The sequence below is a fragment of the Streptomyces sp. NPDC002809 genome (assembly GCF_040295435.1).
In the GTDB taxonomy this organism is placed as follows: domain Bacteria; phylum Actinomycetota; class Actinomycetes; order Streptomycetales; family Streptomycetaceae; genus Streptomyces.
Window position 1 is genome coordinate 14,987 of record NZ_JBEOVJ010000046.1, and the last position, 17,181, is coordinate 32,167.

At 70.9% G+C, this 17,181-nt stretch carries 17 protein-coding genes and 1 pseudogene; 10 read left to right on the forward strand and 8 right to left on the reverse strand.

Going from position 1 to position 17,181, the window contains the following annotated elements; genetic code table 11:
• The first annotated feature begins 57 nt into the window (after nucleotides 1–57).
• Nucleotides 58–999, forward strand: coding sequence for an ROK family glucokinase (locus ABT025_RS24790; RefSeq protein ID WP_350998474.1), 942 nt, complete (start codon nucleotides 58–60; stop codon nucleotides 997–999).
• A gap of 82 nt (nucleotides 1,000–1,081) precedes the next feature.
• Entirely contained in the window at nucleotides 1,082–1,837 is a 756-nt protein-coding gene (locus ABT025_RS24795) for an endonuclease/exonuclease/phosphatase family protein (protein ID WP_350998476.1), read from the forward strand.
• A 209-nt stretch (nucleotides 1,838–2,046) separates the two neighbouring features.
• Here the strand turns inward: ABT025_RS24795 and ABT025_RS24800 are convergent, their stop codons facing one another.
• Entirely contained in the window at nucleotides 2,047–2,733 is a 687-nt protein-coding gene (locus tag ABT025_RS24800; RefSeq protein WP_350998479.1) for a hypothetical protein, read from the reverse strand.
• Nucleotides 2,726–3,505 (reverse strand): alpha/beta hydrolase, encoded by a 780-nt coding sequence (locus ABT025_RS24805; protein WP_350998482.1) that lies wholly within the window; start codon nucleotides 3,503–3,505, stop codon nucleotides 2,726–2,728. Before ABT025_RS24805 ends, ABT025_RS24800 begins: the two co-directional genes overlap by 8 nt.
• Nucleotides 3,506–3,701: 196 nt before the next feature.
• Here ABT025_RS24805 and ABT025_RS24810 point away from each other — a divergent pair, with 196 nt between their 5' ends.
• The 5 genes and pseudogenes from ABT025_RS24810 to ABT025_RS24830 all read left to right on the forward strand — a co-directional run bounded on the left by ABT025_RS24810 (nucleotide 3,702) and on the right by ABT025_RS24830 (nucleotide 7,894).
• Nucleotides 3,702–4,466 (forward strand): lysophospholipid acyltransferase family protein, encoded by a 765-nt coding sequence (locus ABT025_RS24810; RefSeq protein ID WP_350998485.1) that lies wholly within the window; start codon nucleotides 3,702–3,704, stop codon nucleotides 4,464–4,466.
• 47 nt (nucleotides 4,467–4,513) lie between these two features.
• A complete protein-coding gene (macS, locus tag ABT025_RS24815; protein WP_350998487.1) occupies nucleotides 4,514–5,740 on the forward strand; it encodes a MacS family sensor histidine kinase in 1,227 nt (408 codons plus the stop codon).
• Complete coding sequence (locus ABT025_RS24820) at nucleotides 5,737–6,432, forward strand: response regulator (protein ID WP_350998490.1); 696 nt, start codon at nucleotides 5,737–5,739, stop codon at nucleotides 6,430–6,432. Before macS ends, ABT025_RS24820 begins: the two co-directional genes overlap by 4 nt.
• A gap of 12 nt (nucleotides 6,433–6,444) precedes the next feature.
• Nucleotides 6,445–6,783: pseudogene (locus ABT025_RS24825) on the forward strand (6-phosphofructokinase); the annotation flags it as partial.
• A 106-nt stretch (nucleotides 6,784–6,889) separates the two neighbouring features.
• A complete protein-coding gene (locus ABT025_RS24830) occupies nucleotides 6,890–7,894 on the forward strand; it encodes a 2-hydroxyacid dehydrogenase (RefSeq protein WP_350998492.1) in 1,005 nt (334 codons plus the stop codon).
• A gap of 34 nt (nucleotides 7,895–7,928) precedes the next feature.
• On the opposite strand, the gene ABT025_RS24835 is transcribed toward ABT025_RS24830, so the two are convergent.
• Both ABT025_RS24835 and ABT025_RS24840 read right to left on the reverse strand, forming a co-directional pair.
• The gene (locus ABT025_RS24835) at nucleotides 7,929–9,821 is read right to left on the reverse strand and encodes an anthranilate synthase family protein (protein ID WP_350998494.1); all 1,893 of its coding nucleotides are present in this window, start codon (nucleotides 9,819–9,821) and stop codon (nucleotides 7,929–7,931) included.
• A gap of 95 nt (nucleotides 9,822–9,916) precedes the next feature.
• A complete protein-coding gene (locus ABT025_RS24840) occupies nucleotides 9,917–9,991 on the reverse strand; it encodes a trp operon leader peptide (protein WP_219572129.1) in 75 nt (24 codons plus the stop codon).
• 405 nt (nucleotides 9,992–10,396) lie between these two features.
• On the opposite strand from ABT025_RS24840, the gene ABT025_RS24845 reads away from it, so the two are divergent.
• Together ABT025_RS24845 and ABT025_RS24850 are read left to right on the forward strand one after the other, a co-directional pair.
• Entirely contained in the window at nucleotides 10,397–11,743 is a 1,347-nt protein-coding gene (locus ABT025_RS24845) for a class II 3-deoxy-7-phosphoheptulonate synthase (RefSeq protein WP_350998576.1), read from the forward strand.
• Between the two features lie 169 nt (nucleotides 11,744–11,912).
• A complete protein-coding gene (locus tag ABT025_RS24850; RefSeq protein ID WP_350998496.1) occupies nucleotides 11,913–12,218 on the forward strand; it encodes a (2Fe-2S)-binding protein in 306 nt (101 codons plus the stop codon).
• Nucleotides 12,219–12,276: 58 nt separating this feature from the next.
• On the opposite strand, the gene bfr is transcribed toward ABT025_RS24850, so the two are convergent.
• Nucleotides 12,277–12,756: a bacterioferritin gene (gene bfr / locus ABT025_RS24855; RefSeq protein ID WP_136328351.1), complete on the reverse strand. Its 480-nt coding sequence runs from the start codon at nucleotides 12,754–12,756 to the stop codon at nucleotides 12,277–12,279.
• A 154-nt stretch (nucleotides 12,757–12,910) separates the two neighbouring features.
• On the opposite strand from bfr, the gene ABT025_RS24860 reads away from it, so the two are divergent.
• Nucleotides 12,911–13,543: a sulfite oxidase-like oxidoreductase gene (locus tag ABT025_RS24860; RefSeq protein WP_328893468.1), complete on the forward strand. Its 633-nt coding sequence runs from the start codon at nucleotides 12,911–12,913 to the stop codon at nucleotides 13,541–13,543.
• A 30-nt stretch (nucleotides 13,544–13,573) separates the two neighbouring features.
• Here the strand turns inward: ABT025_RS24860 and ABT025_RS24865 are convergent, their stop codons facing one another.
• From ABT025_RS24865 to pknB, 3 genes are all read right to left on the reverse strand, one after another.
• Nucleotides 13,574–14,131, reverse strand: a complete 558-nt coding sequence (locus ABT025_RS24865; RefSeq protein ID WP_350998502.1) for a DUF4396 domain-containing protein — start codon at nucleotides 14,129–14,131, stop codon at nucleotides 13,574–13,576.
• A gap of 88 nt (nucleotides 14,132–14,219) precedes the next feature.
• Nucleotides 14,220–15,077: a deoxyribonuclease IV gene (locus ABT025_RS24870; protein ID WP_350998507.1), complete on the reverse strand. Its 858-nt coding sequence runs from the start codon at nucleotides 15,075–15,077 to the stop codon at nucleotides 14,220–14,222.
• A gap of 6 nt (nucleotides 15,078–15,083) precedes the next feature.
• Nucleotides 15,084–17,003, reverse strand: a complete 1,920-nt coding sequence (gene pknB / locus ABT025_RS24875; protein ID WP_350998510.1) for a Stk1 family PASTA domain-containing Ser/Thr kinase — start codon at nucleotides 17,001–17,003, stop codon at nucleotides 15,084–15,086.
• Nucleotides 17,004–17,181: the final 178 nt, after the last annotated feature.

Below are 17,181 nucleotides of genomic sequence, written 5' to 3' on the forward strand. Positions count from 1 at the left end.
GGGGTCCGGCCTCGGGTACGGTTGCCTCAGCGGGGCTCGACCGAAACTGAGGGATTCATGGGACTCACCATCGGCGTCGATATCGGCGGCACGAAGATCGCAGCAGGAGTGGTGGACGAAGAGGGCCACATCCTCTCGACCTTCAAGGTGTCGACCCCGCCGACGGCTGAAGGCATCGTGGACGCCATTGCGGCGGCGGTGTCCGGGGCGAGCGAGGGGCACCCGGTCGAAGCGGTCGGCATCGGCGCGGCCGGATACGTCGACGACAAGCGCGCCACGGTGCTGTTCGCGCCGAACATCAACTGGCGGCACGAGCCGCTGAAGGACAAGGTCGAGCAGCGCGTCGGCCTCCCCGTGGTCGTCGAGAACGACGCCAACGCGGCGGCCTGGGGCGAATACCGCTTCGGCGCCGGCCAGGGCCACGAGGACGTCATCTGCATCACGCTGGGCACGGGCCTCGGCGGCGGCATCATCATCGGCAACAAGCTGCGCCGCGGACGCTTCGGCGTGGCCGCCGAGTTCGGCCACATCCGGGTCGTCCCGGACGGGCTGCTCTGCGGCTGCGGCAGCCAGGGCTGCTGGGAGCAGTACGCCTCCGGCCGTGCCCTCGTGCGCTACGCGAAGCAGCGCGCCAACGCCACCCCCGAGAACGCCACGATCCTGCTGGCGCTCGGTGACGGCACCGTCGAGGGCATCGAGGGCAAGCACATCAGCGAAGCCGCCCGGCAGGGCTGCCCGGTGGCCGTCGACTCGTTCCGCGAGCTGGCCCGCTGGGCCGGCGCCGGACTGGCCGACCTCGCCTCGCTCTTCGACCCGTCCGCCTTCATCGTCGGCGGCGGCGTATCGGACGAGGGCGAACTGGTCCTCGACCCGATCCGCAAGTCGTTCCGGCGCTGGCTGATCGGCGGCGAGTGGCGCCCGCACGCCCAGGTGCTCGCGGCCCAACTGGGCGGCAAGGCCGGGCTCGTGGGTGCGGCGGACCTGGCCCGGCAGGGCTGATCCGACCCGGCACCACGGATATGACGGACGCCCGTCGCGCCCCTCCCGGGGAGCGGCGGGCGTCCGCCGTATCGTGAACCGCATGGCCATGATGTCGCTGCCCGACTCCCGTACCGAGCAGGACGGCTCGGCCGTCGTCAGAGTGCTCAGCTACAACATCCGGTCCATGCGCGACGACTGCGCGGCGCTGGCCCGTGTCATCCAGGCCTGCGCGCCCGACCTGGTTCTCGTCCAGGAGGCGCCGCGCTTCTTCCGCTGGCGCAAGAGTGCCGCCCGGCTCGCCGCCCGCAGCGGTCTGGTCGTCCTCGGCGGCGGCGCCACCGCGGCCGGACCGCTGCTGCTCTGCTCGCTGCGCGCCACGGTGGAGCGCACCGAGGACATCCTCCTGCCGCTCACCGCCGGACTGCACCGCAGGGGCTTCGCCACCGCCGTCGTCCGGATCGCGGGTACCCGGATCGGCGTACTGAGCTGTCATCTGAGCCTTGAACGCTCGGAGCGCCGGGCCCAGGCGGAGCGGCTGCTGGAGACCGTGGACGCGATGGGCGTGGATCACGTGGTGGTGGCCGGTGACCTCAACGACGTACCGAGCGGCCAGGCGTTCCGGCTGCTCGCCGGGCGGCTCCAGGACTGCTGGGCGGTACGGCCCCGCGGCGGCGAGCACACCTTCCCGCCGCACGACCCGCACAAGCGGCTCGACGCCGTCTTCGCGACCGACGGCATCGAGGTGCTCGGCTGCGGGGTCCCGGTCGGACTGCCCGGGATCGCCGACGCCGACCTGCTGGCGGCGACCGACCACCTGCCGGTGCTGGCCGCGCTGCGGGTGCCCGCAGCGACCTAGGGTCCTTCGCGCGGATCATGCCGGGCCCGGAGGGTCCGGCATCTCGTGTCGTGGCCCGGTCCGCGCATCCGGCATGTCATGGCCCGGTCCGGCCTGGTCCGGACGAGAGGCCCTCGCCGGCCCACGCCCGCGAGACCTGATCCGGACGAGAGGCCCTCGCCGGCCCGCGAGACCTGATCCGGGCGAAACGCCCTCACCAGTCCGCGAGATCAGACCACCGCGCCGCGGCCGGGGTCGTCACCGTCCTCGTCGTCATGCTCCATCCGCGCCACCAGCGTCACGAAACCGCCCAGGAAACCGCCGACGCCGACCGTGGTCAGCCACCAGGTCATCTCCCACTGGAGCAGCACCGCCAGCAGCAGGAGGATGGGGCCGCCGACGACCGCGAGCCAGGCGAACTTCGCCGTGACGTCCGCCTCCGGCAGCGGCGGCGGCTCCGGCGGCACGAAGTGACCCTCGCCGCTGTCGTCGTCGCTGTCGTCCTCGACAGGCTTCGCCGGCTCGTAGTCACGCGGGCCGCCGACACCCCCGCCGACACCCGGGGCGAAGACCACCGAGCTGCCGAGCGGCTTCTCCGGCGGTTTGGGCGGCCGCTTGCCGATGCCCTTGTCCGGGTCCAGGGCGGTCAGCGGGCCGTCCTCCGGAAGCGCGAGGTCCTCGATGGACCGGAAGGGCCTGGCACCCGGCGGGTCCGGCGGCTCCTCCCCGTACCCCTCGACGATCGCCTTCCAGACCGCGTCCTCGTCGACCGGGCGTTCGCCCTCCGCCCCCGTGGGCGCGGACGGGGCCTCCGGCGCCGGAGCGCCGCCGCCCTCGTCGGGCACGGCCGTCCCCCCTGCGGGGAGCGGCTCGCGCTCCTCCTCGCTGCCTGTGCGCTCCGCGTCGTGCTCAGCCACCGGACCTGCTCCCCTTCTTTCCGACGCTCGGAGCGAGGCGGCCGATGAACGAGTAGCTCTCGTCGAAGATCCGCTCCGCATCGTGGTCCAACGTCGCGACGTGGTAGCTCTGTTCCAGCAGGATCTCCTCGACATCCGTCGAGGACACCCGGCTCAGGATCCGGGCGGTGTCGGCGGGCGGCACCACATGGTCCTGCGGGCTGTGCAGCAGCAGGATCGGCTGGGTCACCTGGGGGAGCTCGGCGTCGACCAGCCGGAAGAACTTCCGCACCGAGTGCGCCGCGTGCAGCGGCACCCTGTCGTAGCCCACCTCGTGGGAGCCCTCCAGCGCGATGTCGCTCGCCAGCCCCTTCGTCGTCCGCACCAGATGGCGGGCGACCGGCAGCGCGTACGCCGAGAGGCCGTGCACCTTGTTGGCCGGGTTGACCAGCACGAGACCCCGGACGGCGTCACCGTGCTTCGCCGCGAGCCGCAGCGACAGCGCGCCGCCCATGGAGAGACCGAACACGAAGACCTGTTCGCACCGTTCCAGCAGTTCCCGCAGTGCCCGGTCCACCTCCGCGTACCAGTCCTGCCAGCCGGTCACCTGCATGTCTTCCCAGCGGGTGCCGTGCCCGGGCAGCAACGGCAGCGAGACCGTGAGCCCGCGCTCCGCGAGATGGTCGGCCCAGGGGCGCAGCGACTGCGGGGAGCCGGTGAATCCGTGACAGAGAAGGACGCCGACCTCTCCGCCCTCGTGGCGGAACGGCTCGGCTCCAGGAAGGACCGGCACCGGGGTCTCCTGTTCGTGAGGCTCGAAGGGGAGCGAAAGGGGGGAGTGCAGAAGGATTACTTCACCGTACGCGACCGGACCGACACCGACCAGGGCCGTCACCGGCCGGGGATGCGGACACCCCGCCCGCGCCGGGCGGGAGCGCGGGGGCAGCATGCTTTAAGGTCTGTCGGACAGCACACAGGAGGCACCCGAGTTGATCTACGGCGCTATGAAGTTCTCCATCGGCGGGTCTCTGAAGCTCGCCTTCAGGCCGTGGGTCGAGGGCCTGGAGAACATCCCCGCGCGGGGGCCCGCGATCCTCGCCAGCAACCATCTGTCGTTCTCCGACTCCTTCTTCCTGCCGGCCGTCCTGGACCGCAAGGTCACTTTCATCGCCAAGGCCGAGTACTTCACCGCGCCCGGGGTCAAGGGAAAGCTCACCGCCGCCTTCTTCAAGGGCGTCGGACAGCTTCCGGTCGACCGCTCGGGCGCCCGCGGGGCGGGCGAGGCGGCGATCAAGGCAGGCATCGAGGTCATCGAGAGCGGCGGGCTGTTCGGCATCTACCCGGAGGGCACCCGATCGCCCGACGGCCGCCTCTACCGCGGCAAGCCCGGCGGCCTCGCGCGGGTGGCCCTCGCCACCGGCGCGCCGGTCATCCCCGTCGCGATGATCGACACGGAGAAGATCCAGCCGCCGGGCCAGGTGATGCCCAAGCTGATGCGCCCGGGGATCAGGATCGGCAAGCCGCTCGACTTCAGCCGCTACCACGGCATGGAGGGCGACCGCTTCATCCTGCGCTCGGTCACCGACGAGGTCATGTACGAGATCATGAAGCTCTCCGGCCAGGAGTACGTCGACATCTACGCGACAGCCGCCAAGCGGCAGATCGCCGACGAGGCGAAGGAACGGGCGGAGGCCGCCAAGAAGGCCGCGTCCGGCGGCCGGGACGAGCGGGAGACGGACCGCGGCAGCGCCTGATCCCGGGTGTGCGACGGGGGTGGTCCGGGGGTGGGGGGGAGAAGAAGATGGCCAAGCGCGTGCGGGTCGTGCGGATGTCGGTCGAGCAGCCGCTGTGGCGTGCCCTGACCGCGTACCGCATTCTGACGATGCTCTACGCGATCCTGCTCGCCGTCTTCGGACGCGACAAGTACGAGCGGCCGTGGGTGGCCGTCGTCTTCCTGGTGGTCATGGCCGTCTGGACGCTCGCCACCCTGCCGAAGGTCTCGGGCGCCGTGGCGTGCACCAAGCGCTTCCTCGGCGCCGACCTCACGCTCGCGCTGATCGGCATCCTCATCACCCCGCTCGCCGACTTCCAGGCCCAGCACATGGACGGCCCGACCCTGCCGTCCATCTGGACCGCCGGTTCCGTCCTGGCCTTCGCGATCAAGGGCGGCTGGCGCTGGGCGGCCTTCGCCTCCACCTTCGTGGCCGTCGCCAACCTGATCGAGCGCGCCGAACCCAGCCGCGACACCCTGCACAACGTCCTGCTGGTCTGGGTCGCCTCCATCGCCATCGGGTACGTCGTCGAGGTCGCCCGCGCCAGTGAGCGCACCCTCGCCCGCGCCCTGGAGATCGAGGCCGCCACCCGCGAGCGGGAACGCCTCGCCCGCGACATCCACGACAGCGTGCTCCAGGTCCTCGCCATGGTGCAGCGCCGGGGTACGGCGCTCGGCGGCGAGGCGGCCGAGTTGGGCCGGATGGCGGGGGAGCAGGAGGTCGCCCTGCGCACCCTGGTCTCCAGCGGACTCGTACCCCCCACCCGGGTGTCCGAGGACGCGGCCGAGGGCGCCGTGGTCCGAACCGTCGAGACGGACGACAACGAGACCGAGGACCCGGACGACACCGATCTGCGGGCCCTGCTCGCCCCGCACGCCGGATCCCGGGTGACCTTCGCGGAGCCCGGCGCACCGGTGCTGCTCCCGCCCCCGGCGGCAGCGGAGCTGGCGGCCGCGGTCAGCGCGGCCCTGGACAATGTCAGGGTGCACGCCGGGGAGAGCGCCCAGGCGTGGATCCTGGTGGAGGACTGGCCGGACGAGGTGATCGTCACGGTCCGCGACGACGGACCGGGTATCCCGGAGGGGCGGCTCGCCCAGGCGGAGGGCGAGGGACGCCTCGGCGTCGCCCTCTCCATCCGCGGGCGGCTGCGCGACCTGGGCGGCACGGCAGAACTGATCTCGGTGCCCGGCCAGGGCACCGAGGTCGAATTGAAGGTTCCGAAGGTTTCACGGGGGAAGGCGGGTTCAGTCCGATGAGCGCAGCACACGAAGAGGACGCCGGGCAGCAGCGGTCCATCAGGGTGATGGTGGTCGACGACCATCCGATGTGGCGCGACGCCGTCGCGCGCGACCTGGCCGAGGCCGGCTTCGACGTGGTGGCGACCGCGGGCGACGGCCCGCAAGCCGTCCGCAGGGCCGGGGCCGTCACCCCCGACGTCCTGGTCCTCGACCTCAACCTGCCCGGGATGCCCGGCGTCCAGGTCTGCAAGGAGCTCGTCGGCTCGCAGCCCGGACTGCGGGTCCTGGTGCTCTCCGCGAGCGGCGAACACGCCGACGTACTGGAAGCGGTCAAGTCCGGCGCCACCGGCTATCTGCTGAAGTCGGCGAGCACCCAGGAGCTGACCGAGGCGGTCCGCAGCACCGCGGCCGGCGACCCCGTCTTCACCCCCGGCCTTGCCGGACTCGTGCTCGGCGAGTACCGCAGGCTGGCCTCCGAACCCGCACCCGTCGCGTCGAACGAGCCGAAGGCCCCGGAGCTCACCGACCGGGAGACCGAGGTGCTGCGGCTCGTGGCCAAGGGACTCTCGTACAAGCAGATCGCCGAGCGGCTGGTCATCTCGCACCGCACCGTCCAGAACCACGTCCAGAACACCCTGGGCAAGCTCCAGTTGCACAACAGGGTGGAGCTGGTGAGGTACGCCATCGAGCGCGGCCTCGACGACGTCTGAGCACCCCGCGCCATGGTCCTCAAGGACGGCTCGCACGACTCCTTCGGCCATGTCCGGCTCTCGGGTGTCGGCGAATGGCCGGCCAAGGTGGTCGAGAGCCGCACCGGCAAGGAGGCCAGGACCACCGTGCTCGGCCATGTCCAGCGCGGTGGCACCCCCAGCGCCTTCGACCGCTGGCCGGCCACCCGCTTCGGGCTGCACGCCATCGAGGCCGTGCGCGACGGCGACTTCGGGAAGACGGTCGCCCTGCGGGGCACGGACACCGTCCGGGTGCCGATCGCGGAGGCGCCCGCCCGGCTCAAGACCGTAGATCCGGTGCTCTCCGCGGAGGCGGGGGTCTTCTTCGGCTGAGCGGCGTACTCGGCCCGGCGGACTTATATTCGCGATGACCGGCCCCGCTGGCCCCCGCTCCCCGAGCGGGGCCCGCACCCCGCCCGCATCAGTCACGGGAGACTTCGTGGAAATCCTGGCCTTCGGTGTGCAGTCCGACGAGAAGCCGCTGATCGAGAAAGCCTTCGCCGGGAAGCACGAGGTGCGGTGTCTGGACGTCTTCCTGACTCCGGACACCGCACCCATCGCGGCGGGTTACGAGATCGTCTCCACCAGCGTCAACGCCGACCTGGGCAGCCGCGTCCTGCAGACCCTCGCGGCCGGCGGCACCCAGATGATCGCCCAGCGCTCCACCGGCTTCAACAACATCGATCTGGACGTGGCCGAGCGCCTTGCCCTGCGGGTCGCCCGGGTCTCCTGGTACTCGCCCTACTCGGTCGCCGAATTCGCCTGGACCCTTGCCATGGCGGTCAACCGCCGCGTCGTCCGCGCCACGACCCGCACCCGGGACTTCGACTTCCGCCTCGACGGCCTTCTCGGCCGGGACATGCACGGCCGCACGGCGGGCATCATCGGCACCGGCAAGATCGGTGAGGCCTTCACCCGGATCGCCCATGGCTTCGGCATGAATCTGCTCGGCTGGGACGTCGCCGAGAACCCGGCCTGCGTCGAGCTGGGCATGCGGTACGTCGACAAGGAGGAGCTCCTCGCCGAGTCCGACCTGATCAGCCTGCATGTCCCGCTGCTGCCCTCGACCCACCACATCATCGGCAAGGACGCCCTGGCACACATGAAGGACGACGCGATCCTGATCAACTCCAGCCGGGGCGGACTCGTCGACACCTCCGCCCTGGTCGGGGAGTTGCGGGCAGGCCGGTTCCTGGGCATCGGACTCGACGTGTACGAGGCGGAGGCCGGGCTCTTCTTCCTCGACAAGTCCCTGGAAGGCGTCGACGACGACACCCTGGCCCGGCTCGTCACCTTCCCGAACGTCCTCGTCACCTCGCACCAGGCGTACTACACCGAGGACGCCCTGGGCCAGATCATCGGCGCCACGGTCCAGAACGTCGACGACTACCTGGCCGGCCGCCGCAGCCACAACGTGCTGGTCCCGGCGTCGCCCGCACCCTGACGGCCCCGCCGGGGCACGGGCGGCGCCGGGAGCGTCAGCCGCGTACCGGAAGCCCCGCCAGGAGCTCGCCCACGATCGCCGCCCCGCGCAGCGACAGCACCGACTCCGGATGGAACTGCACCGAGGCGAAGCCGTCCCCGCGCAGTGCGTGCAGTTCCCCGGTCGCCGGGTCCAGGCTCGCCTCGATGCCGTGCGCCGCCAGCTCGGCAGCCGCCGCGTCGTCGCAGCGCGCGGTGAAGCTGTTGTAGAAGCCGACGGTCTCCGGGCGGCCGAACAGATCGATCCGGGTCTGCGCGCCCTGGTACGGAACGGTCTTGCGGACGATGTCGAGACCCAGCTCCGCCGCGATCAGCTCATGGCCCAGGCACACCCCGAGCAGCCCGTGCCGGTGATCCCGTACGAGCTCCGCCGCGAGGGAGCGCAGCAGCCGCATCTTCGGGTCGGCCGCGTCGCCCGGATCCCCCGGCCCCGGGCCCAGCACGACGGGCCCCTCGTGCCTCCGCACGACCTCGCGCAGCCCCGGCTCGTCGTAGCGGCGCACCGACACATCGAGGCCCGAGGCCCGCAGCAGATGCCCCAGCATCGAGGTGAACGTGTCCTCGCCGTCGATCACCAGCGCATGGCCGGACAGGGTGTCGGTGCGCTCCTGCATCCGCAGCCAGAACGGCGCCAGCCCCTCCCGCCTGGCATCCAGAGCCGCCCGTACCCGGGGGTCGTCCGCCAGCCGGGGGCGCGCGCCCTCGGCCTGCGGCCGGCCGGGCCGCACCCCCAGCGCGGTCAGCACGCCGGCCGCCTTCGCATGGGTCTCGGCGACCTCGCTCTCCGGATCGGAGTGGCGCACCAGCGTCGCCCCGACCGGAACCCGCAGCTCGCCCCGGGCCGAGATGTCGGCGGTCCGGATCAGGATCGGCGAGTCCAGCGTCTGCGTCCCGTCGGGTCCCTGCCGCAACAGGGCCAGCGCGCCCGCGTAGTAGCCGCGCCCGCCGGACTCGTACCGTTCGATGACCCGGCAGGCGTTCTGCACGGGGGAGCCGGTGACCGTCGCCGCGAACATGGTCTCCTTCAGCACCTCGCGCACATCCAGCGAGGAGCGGCCGCGCAACTCGTACTCCGTGTGCGCGAGATGAGCCATCTCCTTGAGCCGCGGCCCGATCACCACACCGCCCATGTCGCCCACGGTGCACATCATCTTGAGCTCCTCGTCGACCACCATGGAGAGCTCCTCGGTCTCCTTGCGGTCGCCGAGGAAGGCCAGCAGGCTCTCGGCGGTCGGCCCCTCGGCCGGGTAGCGGTAGGTGCCGCTGATCGGATTCATCACGACCGTCCCGCCGGACATCCGCACATGCACCTCGGGGCTGGCGCCGACCAGCGTCCTGTCACCGGTGTGCACGACGAACGTCCAGTACGCGCCCCGCTCACCGGCCAGCAGCCGCCGGAAGAGCGCCAGCGCGTCCGCCCGGCCGAACCCCGGGATCTCGCCCCGGAAGGTCCGCCGGATGACGAAGTTCGCACCCTCGCCCCTGCCGATCTCGTCCTCGATGACCCGCCGCACCGTCCCCGCGTACTCCTCGTCGGACACGTCGAACGCACCGTCCTCGACCCGCACCGCGTGGGCGGGCAGCACGTCCAGGGTCTCGTCGAGGGGCAGTTCGTACGTCTCGTCCGCGACCAGCACGGCCAACGGCGTGCCGTCGTCGCGGACGTCGAAACCACGCTCGGCGATCTGCCGGAACGGCACCAGGGCGAGGGCGGGCCGTTCGCCGACGGGGATGTCGGCGAGCCTGTCGGCCTCCCGGACCCGGCCGATCAGCACCTCGACGGTGTCGTGGTCGTGGCCGGGGGTGCGCCTGCGCAGCAGGGCGAAGGGCGGGCAGTCGTCGCCAAGGAGTCTCTGGACGATCGTGTGCGCTGCGGTGTGCGGTGCCATCTGCGGTGTTCCTTCCACTGGATCAGCTGGGAGGAACGGCCCCGGACACAGGAAAGGCCGCCCCTCGGGCGGCCTCTGCGTCGGTGTACGCGCGATCAGTGGGCCGCTGGATGAGCGGTCCACCACCAGTTACGGGTCGAGTGCGCGAACATGCCCGAACCATAACCCATGACCGGAACACGAAGGGCCCCTTGCTCGCGGCCGGGCGGCGTTTCCGGCGGCTCTGCTCCATGGCCCGTTCCCCGGCCCGTTCCCGGGCCCGGTCCGACGAGGCCGGACCGGCGTTTCGCGACCCCTCGGCCGCCGCCCGCCTCCAGCCGTCAAAGGAACGCCGGTCCGGTCCGTCGCCGCCCGGTGGTGCCGGAGCGTGCCCGTTCCTGTCGCCCGCGGCGCGGGTGTCGCGGTGATCCCGCTTCAACGCCCCGCCCCTGTTGACCACTTGTCCCGTTCCGTAAGACGTGGCGGCCGGCAGGGCCGGTTGTGGCCCCCGTCACTGACCGGGCCGGGTGTCCGTCTCATCCGTTGAGCACCCGGAAAACCGGTGGACGCGACCCCGTAATGTGGGAACCGTGACCGTGAACGCCAATACCTCCGTCGCCGGTGGCAACACCTGGCGAGACCTTCCCGCGGCGCAGCAGCCCGAGTACCCCGACTCCGAGGCGCTGCGCGATGTACTCGCGGACCTCGCGTCGTATCCGCCGCTCGTCTTCGCCGGCGAGTGCGACCAGCTGCGCGCCCGCATGGGAGCCGTCGCCAAGGGCGAGGCGTTCCTGCTGCAGGGTGGTGACTGCGCCGAGGCCTTCGACGCCGTGTCTGCCGAGCACATCCGCGCCAAGCTGAAGACGCTGCTCCAGATGAGTGCCGTCCTCACCTACGCGGCCTCCGTGCCCGTCGTCAAGGTGGGCCGGATCGCCGGTCAGTACTCCAAGCCGCGCTCCAAGCCGACCGAGACCCGCGACGGCGTGACCCTGCCGACCTACCGCGGCGACTCCGTGAACGGCTTCGCCTTCACCGAGGCCGAGCGCATCCCGGACCCGGACCGGCTGAAGCGGATGTACCACGCATCCGCTTCCACGCTGAACCTCGTCCGCGCCTTCACCACCGGTGGCTACGCCGACCTGCGCCAGGTGCACGCCTGGAACCAGGACTTCGTGAAGTCGTCCCCGTCCGGCCAGCGCTACGAGGCCCTGGCCCGCGAGATCGACAACGCGCTGAACTTCATGAAGGCGTGCGGGACGGACCCGGCCGAGTTCAAGGCCGTCGAGTTCTACGCCTCGCACGAGGCCCTGCTGCTGGACTACGAGTCGGCGCTGACCCGCGTCGACTCGCGGACCGGCCGGCTGTACGACACCTCGGCCCACATGGTGTGGATCGGTGAGCGCACCCGTCAGATGGACGGTGCGCACATCGAGTTCGCCTCGAAGATCCGCAACCCCATCGGCATCAAGCTCGGCCCGACGTCCACCGTCGACGAGGCCCTCGGCTACATCGAGCGCCTCGACCCCGAGCGCGAGCCCGGCCGGCTGACCTTCGTCGTGCGGATGGGCGCCGACAAGGTCCGCGACAAGCTCCCGGAGCTCGTCGAGAAGGTCACCGCCTCGGGCGCGACCGTGGCCTGGGTGACCGACCCGATGCACGGCAACACCTTCGAGGCCGCGTCCGGCCACAAGACCCGCCGCTTCGACGACGTCCTGGACGAGGTCAAGGGCTTCTTCGAGGTGCACAAGGGCCTCGGCACGCACCCGGGCGGTATCCACGTCGAGCTCACCGGTGACGACGTCACCGAGTGCGTCGGCGGCGGCCACGAGATCTTCGTGGACGACCTCCACCAGCGTTACGAGACGGCCTGCGACCCGCGGCTCAACCGCAGCCAGTCGCTGGACCTCGCGTTCCTGGTCGCCGAGATGTACCGGGACCAGTAGGCGTCACCGAACGAAGCACGCGTACGACTGTGGGGCACGGATCGATGTGATCCGTGCCCCACAGGGCGTTCCGGGGCTTTTACGGGCCTTGAGCGACGGGTAAGGTTAGGTTAGCCTCACCGATTATCGGGGCGGCGCCCACGATCCATCCCGTCGGGAGGTGAACCGCATGTACGTCTGCTCGTGCTTCGGCGTTACGGAGCAGCAGGTCAAGAAGCATGCGGAAGCCGGAGCCTGTACGCCCCGCCAGATAGCCTCCGCCTGCAAGGCGGGGACCGACTGCGGTGGCTGCGTCCGCACCATCCAGGCGATGCTCGGCCGCGGCTCCTGCCCGCGGCGTGAGCTGCTCGACCAGAAGCAGGCACCGGGCACCGCGGACCGCGTCACGGCCGGCGCCGCTTCCGATGCCGATCAGGGCATCGCTTCCGGCGCCGGCCCTCTTTCCGCGCCAGTGGCTCTTCCCGACGCCGCCTGACACCGACGCCGCCCGACATCCGGCGGCCCGGCCGGCCGTATGCGCGGTCCCGCGGCGGTCAGCTCTCCGGCTGCTCGATCAGCTGGGCGATGTAGAGCGGCTCACCGAGCTTCTCGACCAGTTCCAGCTGGGTGTCGAGATAGTCGATGTGGTGCTCCTCGTCCGCCAGGATCGACTCGAAGATGTTCGCGGACGTGATGTCGCCCTTGTTGCGCATCAGCTCGATGCCCCGCTTGAGGCGGTCGATCGCCTCCACCTCGACCTGGCGGTCCGCCTGGAACATCTCGGTCACCGTCTGGCCCACGCGTACGTGGAAGAGCCGCTGGTAATTCGGCAGTCCATCGAGGAAAAGGATGCGGTCGGTCAGGATCTCGGCGTGCTTCATCTCGTCGAAGGACTCGGAGCGCGTGTACTTCGCGAGCTTCGTCCAGCCGAAGTTGTCCTGCATCTTTGCATGCAGGAAATACTGGTTGATGGCAGTCAATTCGGCGGTCAGCTGTTCGTTCAGGAACTCGAGGACCTCGGGGTCGCCCTGCATCGCAGAGGCTCCTTCCAACCGGTGAACTGGGCAAGTTGGCCGCATCTTCGCATCGCACCCGGTGAGCGTCCAGTAAGTGCATGCTTAGTACGAGTTGCCCGAAACGCCTCTGCCCTGGTCATGACCACCCCTGCCTGTCTGTCACCATGGAGACATGGGTCAGCCGGAAAGCCGGGAACACCGCGCATCAGAGCAGTCCGAGCTTCCGCCGGGACAGCGACTGCAGCGTGGCTGGCCGGTTACCCACTACGGTCCGGTGCCCAAGTTCAAGCCCGACCGCTGGGAGTTCCGGGTCTTCGGGGCCACGGCCGACGGCGAGAAGCACTGCTGGAACCATCAGGAGTTCTCGGCGCTGCCCTTCTCCTCGGTCGTCGCCGATCTGCACTGCGTGACCAAGTTCAGCATGCTCGGTGCCGAGTGGGGCGGGGTGCTCGCCCGTGACGTCGTGGCGCTCGCGCCGCCCGCGCCGCAGGTGACCCATGTGATGGTCTGGGCCGAGTACGGCTTCAGCTCGAACCTCCGGCTCGACGACTTCACCTCCGAGCGAGCCCTGTTCGCCACCCACAAGGGCGGCGAGCTGCTCACCGCCGAACACGGCTTCCCGCTCCGGCTCGTCGTACCGCACCTGTACGCCTGGAAGGGCCCCAAGTGGGTCCGGGGCATCGAGTACATGAGCGCCGACCGCCGCGGCTTCTGGGAGGAACGCGGCTATCACAACATCGGCGATCCCTGGAAGGAACAGCGCTACTCCTACCAGGAAGAGCCCGGGGAAGGCCCCGAGCTCTGATCCGGCCGTGCAGGCTCCTCCCGTACCGCCTCAGTGGTGGTACCGGTGCACCACCGCGTGTCCCTTGCCGCGCCCGATCATCCACTTGTTCACCGGTGTGGTGACGACGAACGCGACGGCCAGCGAGATCGCGAGCGCTCCCCAGAACAGGACGTCCGAGAGCATCGCGTCCATGGCGCCCGGCCACAGGACGATCACCCCGTTGTCGATCAGCTCCATCACCGCGATCGAGAGCGTGTCGGCCGCGAGGGCGACCCGGAACGCCGTCCTGAAGTCGACGCCCGCCTTCACGACCGACCGCAGCGTCAGCGTGTAGCCGAAGAAGAACGCCAGGACGATCGCGAGGACCATCGTCGGGACGTTGCCCCAGCCGAGTGCGGTGCCGATCACCATGCCGAGGATTTCACCGATGGCGCATCCGGTGAGGCAGTGGAGGGTCGCGCGGGCCGCCATCGCCCAGCTGACGCCGCCGGAACCGTGACCGGAGTGGTCGGTGTGGCCGGCGTGGTCCGAGTGGTTGGCATGGCTGGTGTGGCCGGCGTGGATGCTGTGGTCGGGGTGACCGGCGTGCTGCGTGTGGTCCTGCATGGTGTTCCCCCAATGCCGAGGAGCGGTTCCTGCCGACAGCAAGAACGCTATACCCCCCTGGGGTATTCCTCAATGGGTGTCCGCCCGGTCAGCCCCGGCCGCGCAGCTCCTTCAGCCGGGCGACGTCCGCCGCATGCCCTTCCTTGCCGCCGGGCGTCTCGATGACCAGCGGAACGCCCTCGGTGGCCGGGTGGGAGAACAGCTCGCGGAACGGCTCCTCGCCGATGTGGCCCGACCCGATGTTCTCGTGCCGGTCCTTGTGCGCCCCGGCGACGTCCTTGGAGTCATTTGCGTGGATCAGCTTCAGCCGGCCCTCGCCCACCGTCTCCACCAGCAGGTCCAGCGTCTCCTTCATGCCCGCCGGACCGGCCAGGTCGTGTCCCGCCGCGAAGATGTGGCAGGTGTCGAGGCAGATGCCGAGCTTCGGATGGGCGTCGAGCGCGTCGAAGTACGGTCCGAAGTCCCAGGTCCGTGAGCAGAGCGAGTAACCCTGGCCGGCGGTCGACTCGAGCAGCAGGAACGGGTCGTCGTCGTGGGTCAGCTCGTCCAGCAGGGGCCGCATGTGGGCACGCACCTGCGCCAGCGCCTCCTCGCGCGGCCGGCCGTTGGTCGCCGAACCGGTGTGCACCACGACGCCCAGGGCACCGATCTCGCGGGCCCGGCGCAGGGAGTGGCGCAGGGACTCCACGGACTTCTCCACGGTCGCCGGGGTGTGCGAGCCGAAGTTGATCAGGTACGGGGCGTGGACGTACACAGGCATGGACGCGGCGGCGCACTCGGTGCGGAACAACTCGTCCTGCGCCGGGTTCCCGGCCGGGGTGGCCCAGCCGCGCGGATTGGCGACGAAGACCTGGACGGCCTCAGCCCCCATCTCGCGGGCGTAGGGCAGACCGACCTTGGCGAGGCCGCCGGCCACCGGGATGTGGCCGCCGACAGGGTTGCGCATACGGATCTAGAGCCCCTTGGTCTTGATGGTGATGGTGCTGCCCTCGGGGGCCTGGTCGCCGCCGTCGACGGACTGGCCGGCGACGGTGTCGCTGAAGGACAGGAACGGGCGGTCGACCTTGACCTCGAAGCCCGCGTCCTCCAGCTCGCTGCGGGCGTCGTCGACGTCCTTGCCGGTGACGTCCGGGACGTCGATCATCCGCGGGCCCTCGGAGACCGTCAGCGTGATGGTGTCGCCCTCGGCGGCCTCCTCACCCTCGACGGGGGACTGGCGAGCGATGTCGCCGGCGTCCTCGGGGGAGTTCACCCGGTCCGGCAGCACCTTCGCCTTCAGTCCCTCGTCGTCCAGCGCGGCGGTGGCGTCCTCGACGGAGAGGCCGGTGACGTCGGGGACGTCCACCGGGCTGCCCTTGGAGACGACGAGCGCGACCGCGGAGTCCGGGTGGCGCTCGGCGCCCGCCTCGGGTTCCGTGCGCACCACCTCGCCGGCGGCCACGTCCTCGCTGAACTCCTTGGTGGTCATGCCGGGCGCGAGGCCCTTCTTCTCCAGCTGACGTCTGGCCTCGGAGAGCTCGAGGCCCTGGACATCGGGGACCGTCACGATCTCGGGACCGCGCGAGAGGACCAGCGCCACCGAGCCGTTGCCCCGGATGCGGGCACCGGACTTCGGGTCGCTGCTGATCACCTTGCCCCGGTCGACGGTGTCGCTGTAGGCCCGCCGCACGCCCTTGAGTTCGAGACCGGCCTTCGAGAGCCGCTCCTTGGCCGCCTTCTCGCTCTGACCCAGCAGCGAGGGGACGCGGGTGAACTGTCCGGAGTTGATGTACCAGACGCCACCGCCGACCCCCAGGACCAGGAGCACGGCGAGGACCGCCGCGATGACACCGCGCCGCGGTGTCCCGCGCAGCCCCGCTCGACGGCCCGGCGGCTGCGGGGGCGGCTGGGGTGGCATCTCGAGCCGGCTGGTGTGGTGGGCGGTGCCCTGGCCCGGCGGCAGCACCCGGGGGATCACGCTCGTGCGGTCCTCGGCGTCGTCGTGCACCTCGGCCAGGGCCTGCGGCGGCACGGCGTCGAGCTGTGCGTCGGTGAGGCCGGCCCGGGCCCTGCGGGACTCGGCGAGCAGCGCCACCGCGTCGAACGGCCGGATCCCGGGGTCACGGGCGGTGGCGCTCGCCACCAGCTCGTCGAGCTCGGCCGCGAGACCGGGGACGACGGCGGAGGGGGGCGGGACGTCCTCGTTGAGGTGCTGGTAGATGACCTGGGCGGGGGAATCCCCGGTGTGCGGCTTGGTGCCCGTGAGCATCTCGTACAGCACGACACCGCACGCGTACACATCGGCGCGGGTGTCCGCGGTGCCGTGCTCGATCTGCTCGGGGGCGAGATAGGAGACGGTGCCCAGGATGGACCCGGTGGTGTTCGTGACCGAGCCCACGGCCCGGACCAGCCCGAAGTCGGCGACCTTGACCCGGCCGTCGTCGCCTATCAGTACGTTCTCCGGCTTCATGTCCCGGTGGACGAAGCCCGCCCGGTGTGCGGCCCCCAGGGCGGCGAGCACCGGCTCCAGGATGTCCAGCGCGGCCCGCGGCTGCAGAGCGCCCCGCTCACGCAGCACGTCGCGCAGCGTGCACCCCGCGACGTACTCCATCGCGAGGTAGACGTACTGCCCGTGGGCGCCCTGGTCGAAGACCGCGACCACGTTGGGGTGCGCGAGCCGGGCCACCGACTTGGCCTCGCGGATGAAGCGCTCGACGAACGAGGCGTCGGTCGCGAGCGCCGGATGCATCACCTTGAGGGCGAGCACCCGGTCGAGCCGGGTGTCCATGGCCCGGTAGACCGTGGCCATGCCGCCCACGGCGATGCGGGCATCGACGCGGTAGCGGCCGTCGAGCAGCTGCCCGACGAGAGGGTCCTGGAGGGTCGTATCCACGCAGGCGAGTCTACGAGCCACCGCGGACACGGCCGACTGGCCGGGGCGATCCCGGAGCCCAACTGCAGCCGAGCCGTGACAGGGACATGCGATCCGCCGTCGCGGAACGGGTGTGGCACGGGGCCCAGGCGTGCTCCGGCAGGGACATGAGATCCGCCTCACGCACCGGCCGGGCCTC

What these genes read in the sequence shown, in the direction of transcription:
- ABT025_RS24790 (WP_350998474.1), top strand. Translation starts at nt 58, where the DNA reads ATGGGACTCACCATCGGCGTCGATATCGGCGGCACGAAGATCGCAGCA.
- ABT025_RS24795 (WP_350998476.1), top strand. Translation starts at nt 1,082, where the DNA reads ATGGCCATGATGTCGCTGCCCGACTCCCGTACCGAGCAGGACGGCTCG.
- macS (WP_350998487.1), top strand. Translation starts at nt 4,514, where the DNA reads ATGGCCAAGCGCGTGCGGGTCGTGCGGATGTCGGTCGAGCAGCCGCTG.
- ABT025_RS24820 (WP_350998490.1), top strand. Translation starts at nt 5,737, where the DNA reads ATGAGCGCAGCACACGAAGAGGACGCCGGGCAGCAGCGGTCCATCAGG.
- ABT025_RS24835 (WP_350998494.1), bottom strand. Translation starts at nt 9,821, where the DNA reads ATGGCACCGCACACCGCAGCGCACACGATCGTCCAGAGACTCCTTGGC.
- ABT025_RS24850 (WP_350998496.1), top strand. Translation starts at nt 11,913, where the DNA reads ATGTACGTCTGCTCGTGCTTCGGCGTTACGGAGCAGCAGGTCAAGAAG.
- bfr (WP_136328351.1), bottom strand. Translation starts at nt 12,756, where the DNA reads ATGCAGGGCGACCCCGAGGTCCTCGAGTTCCTGAACGAACAGCTGACC.
- ABT025_RS24860 (WP_328893468.1), top strand. Translation starts at nt 12,911, where the DNA reads ATGGGTCAGCCGGAAAGCCGGGAACACCGCGCATCAGAGCAGTCCGAG.
- ABT025_RS24865 (WP_350998502.1), bottom strand. Translation starts at nt 14,131, where the DNA reads ATGCAGGACCACACGCAGCACGCCGGTCACCCCGACCACAGCATCCAC.
- ABT025_RS24870 (WP_350998507.1), bottom strand. Translation starts at nt 15,077, where the DNA reads ATGCGCAACCCTGTCGGCGGCCACATCCCGGTGGCCGGCGGCCTCGCC.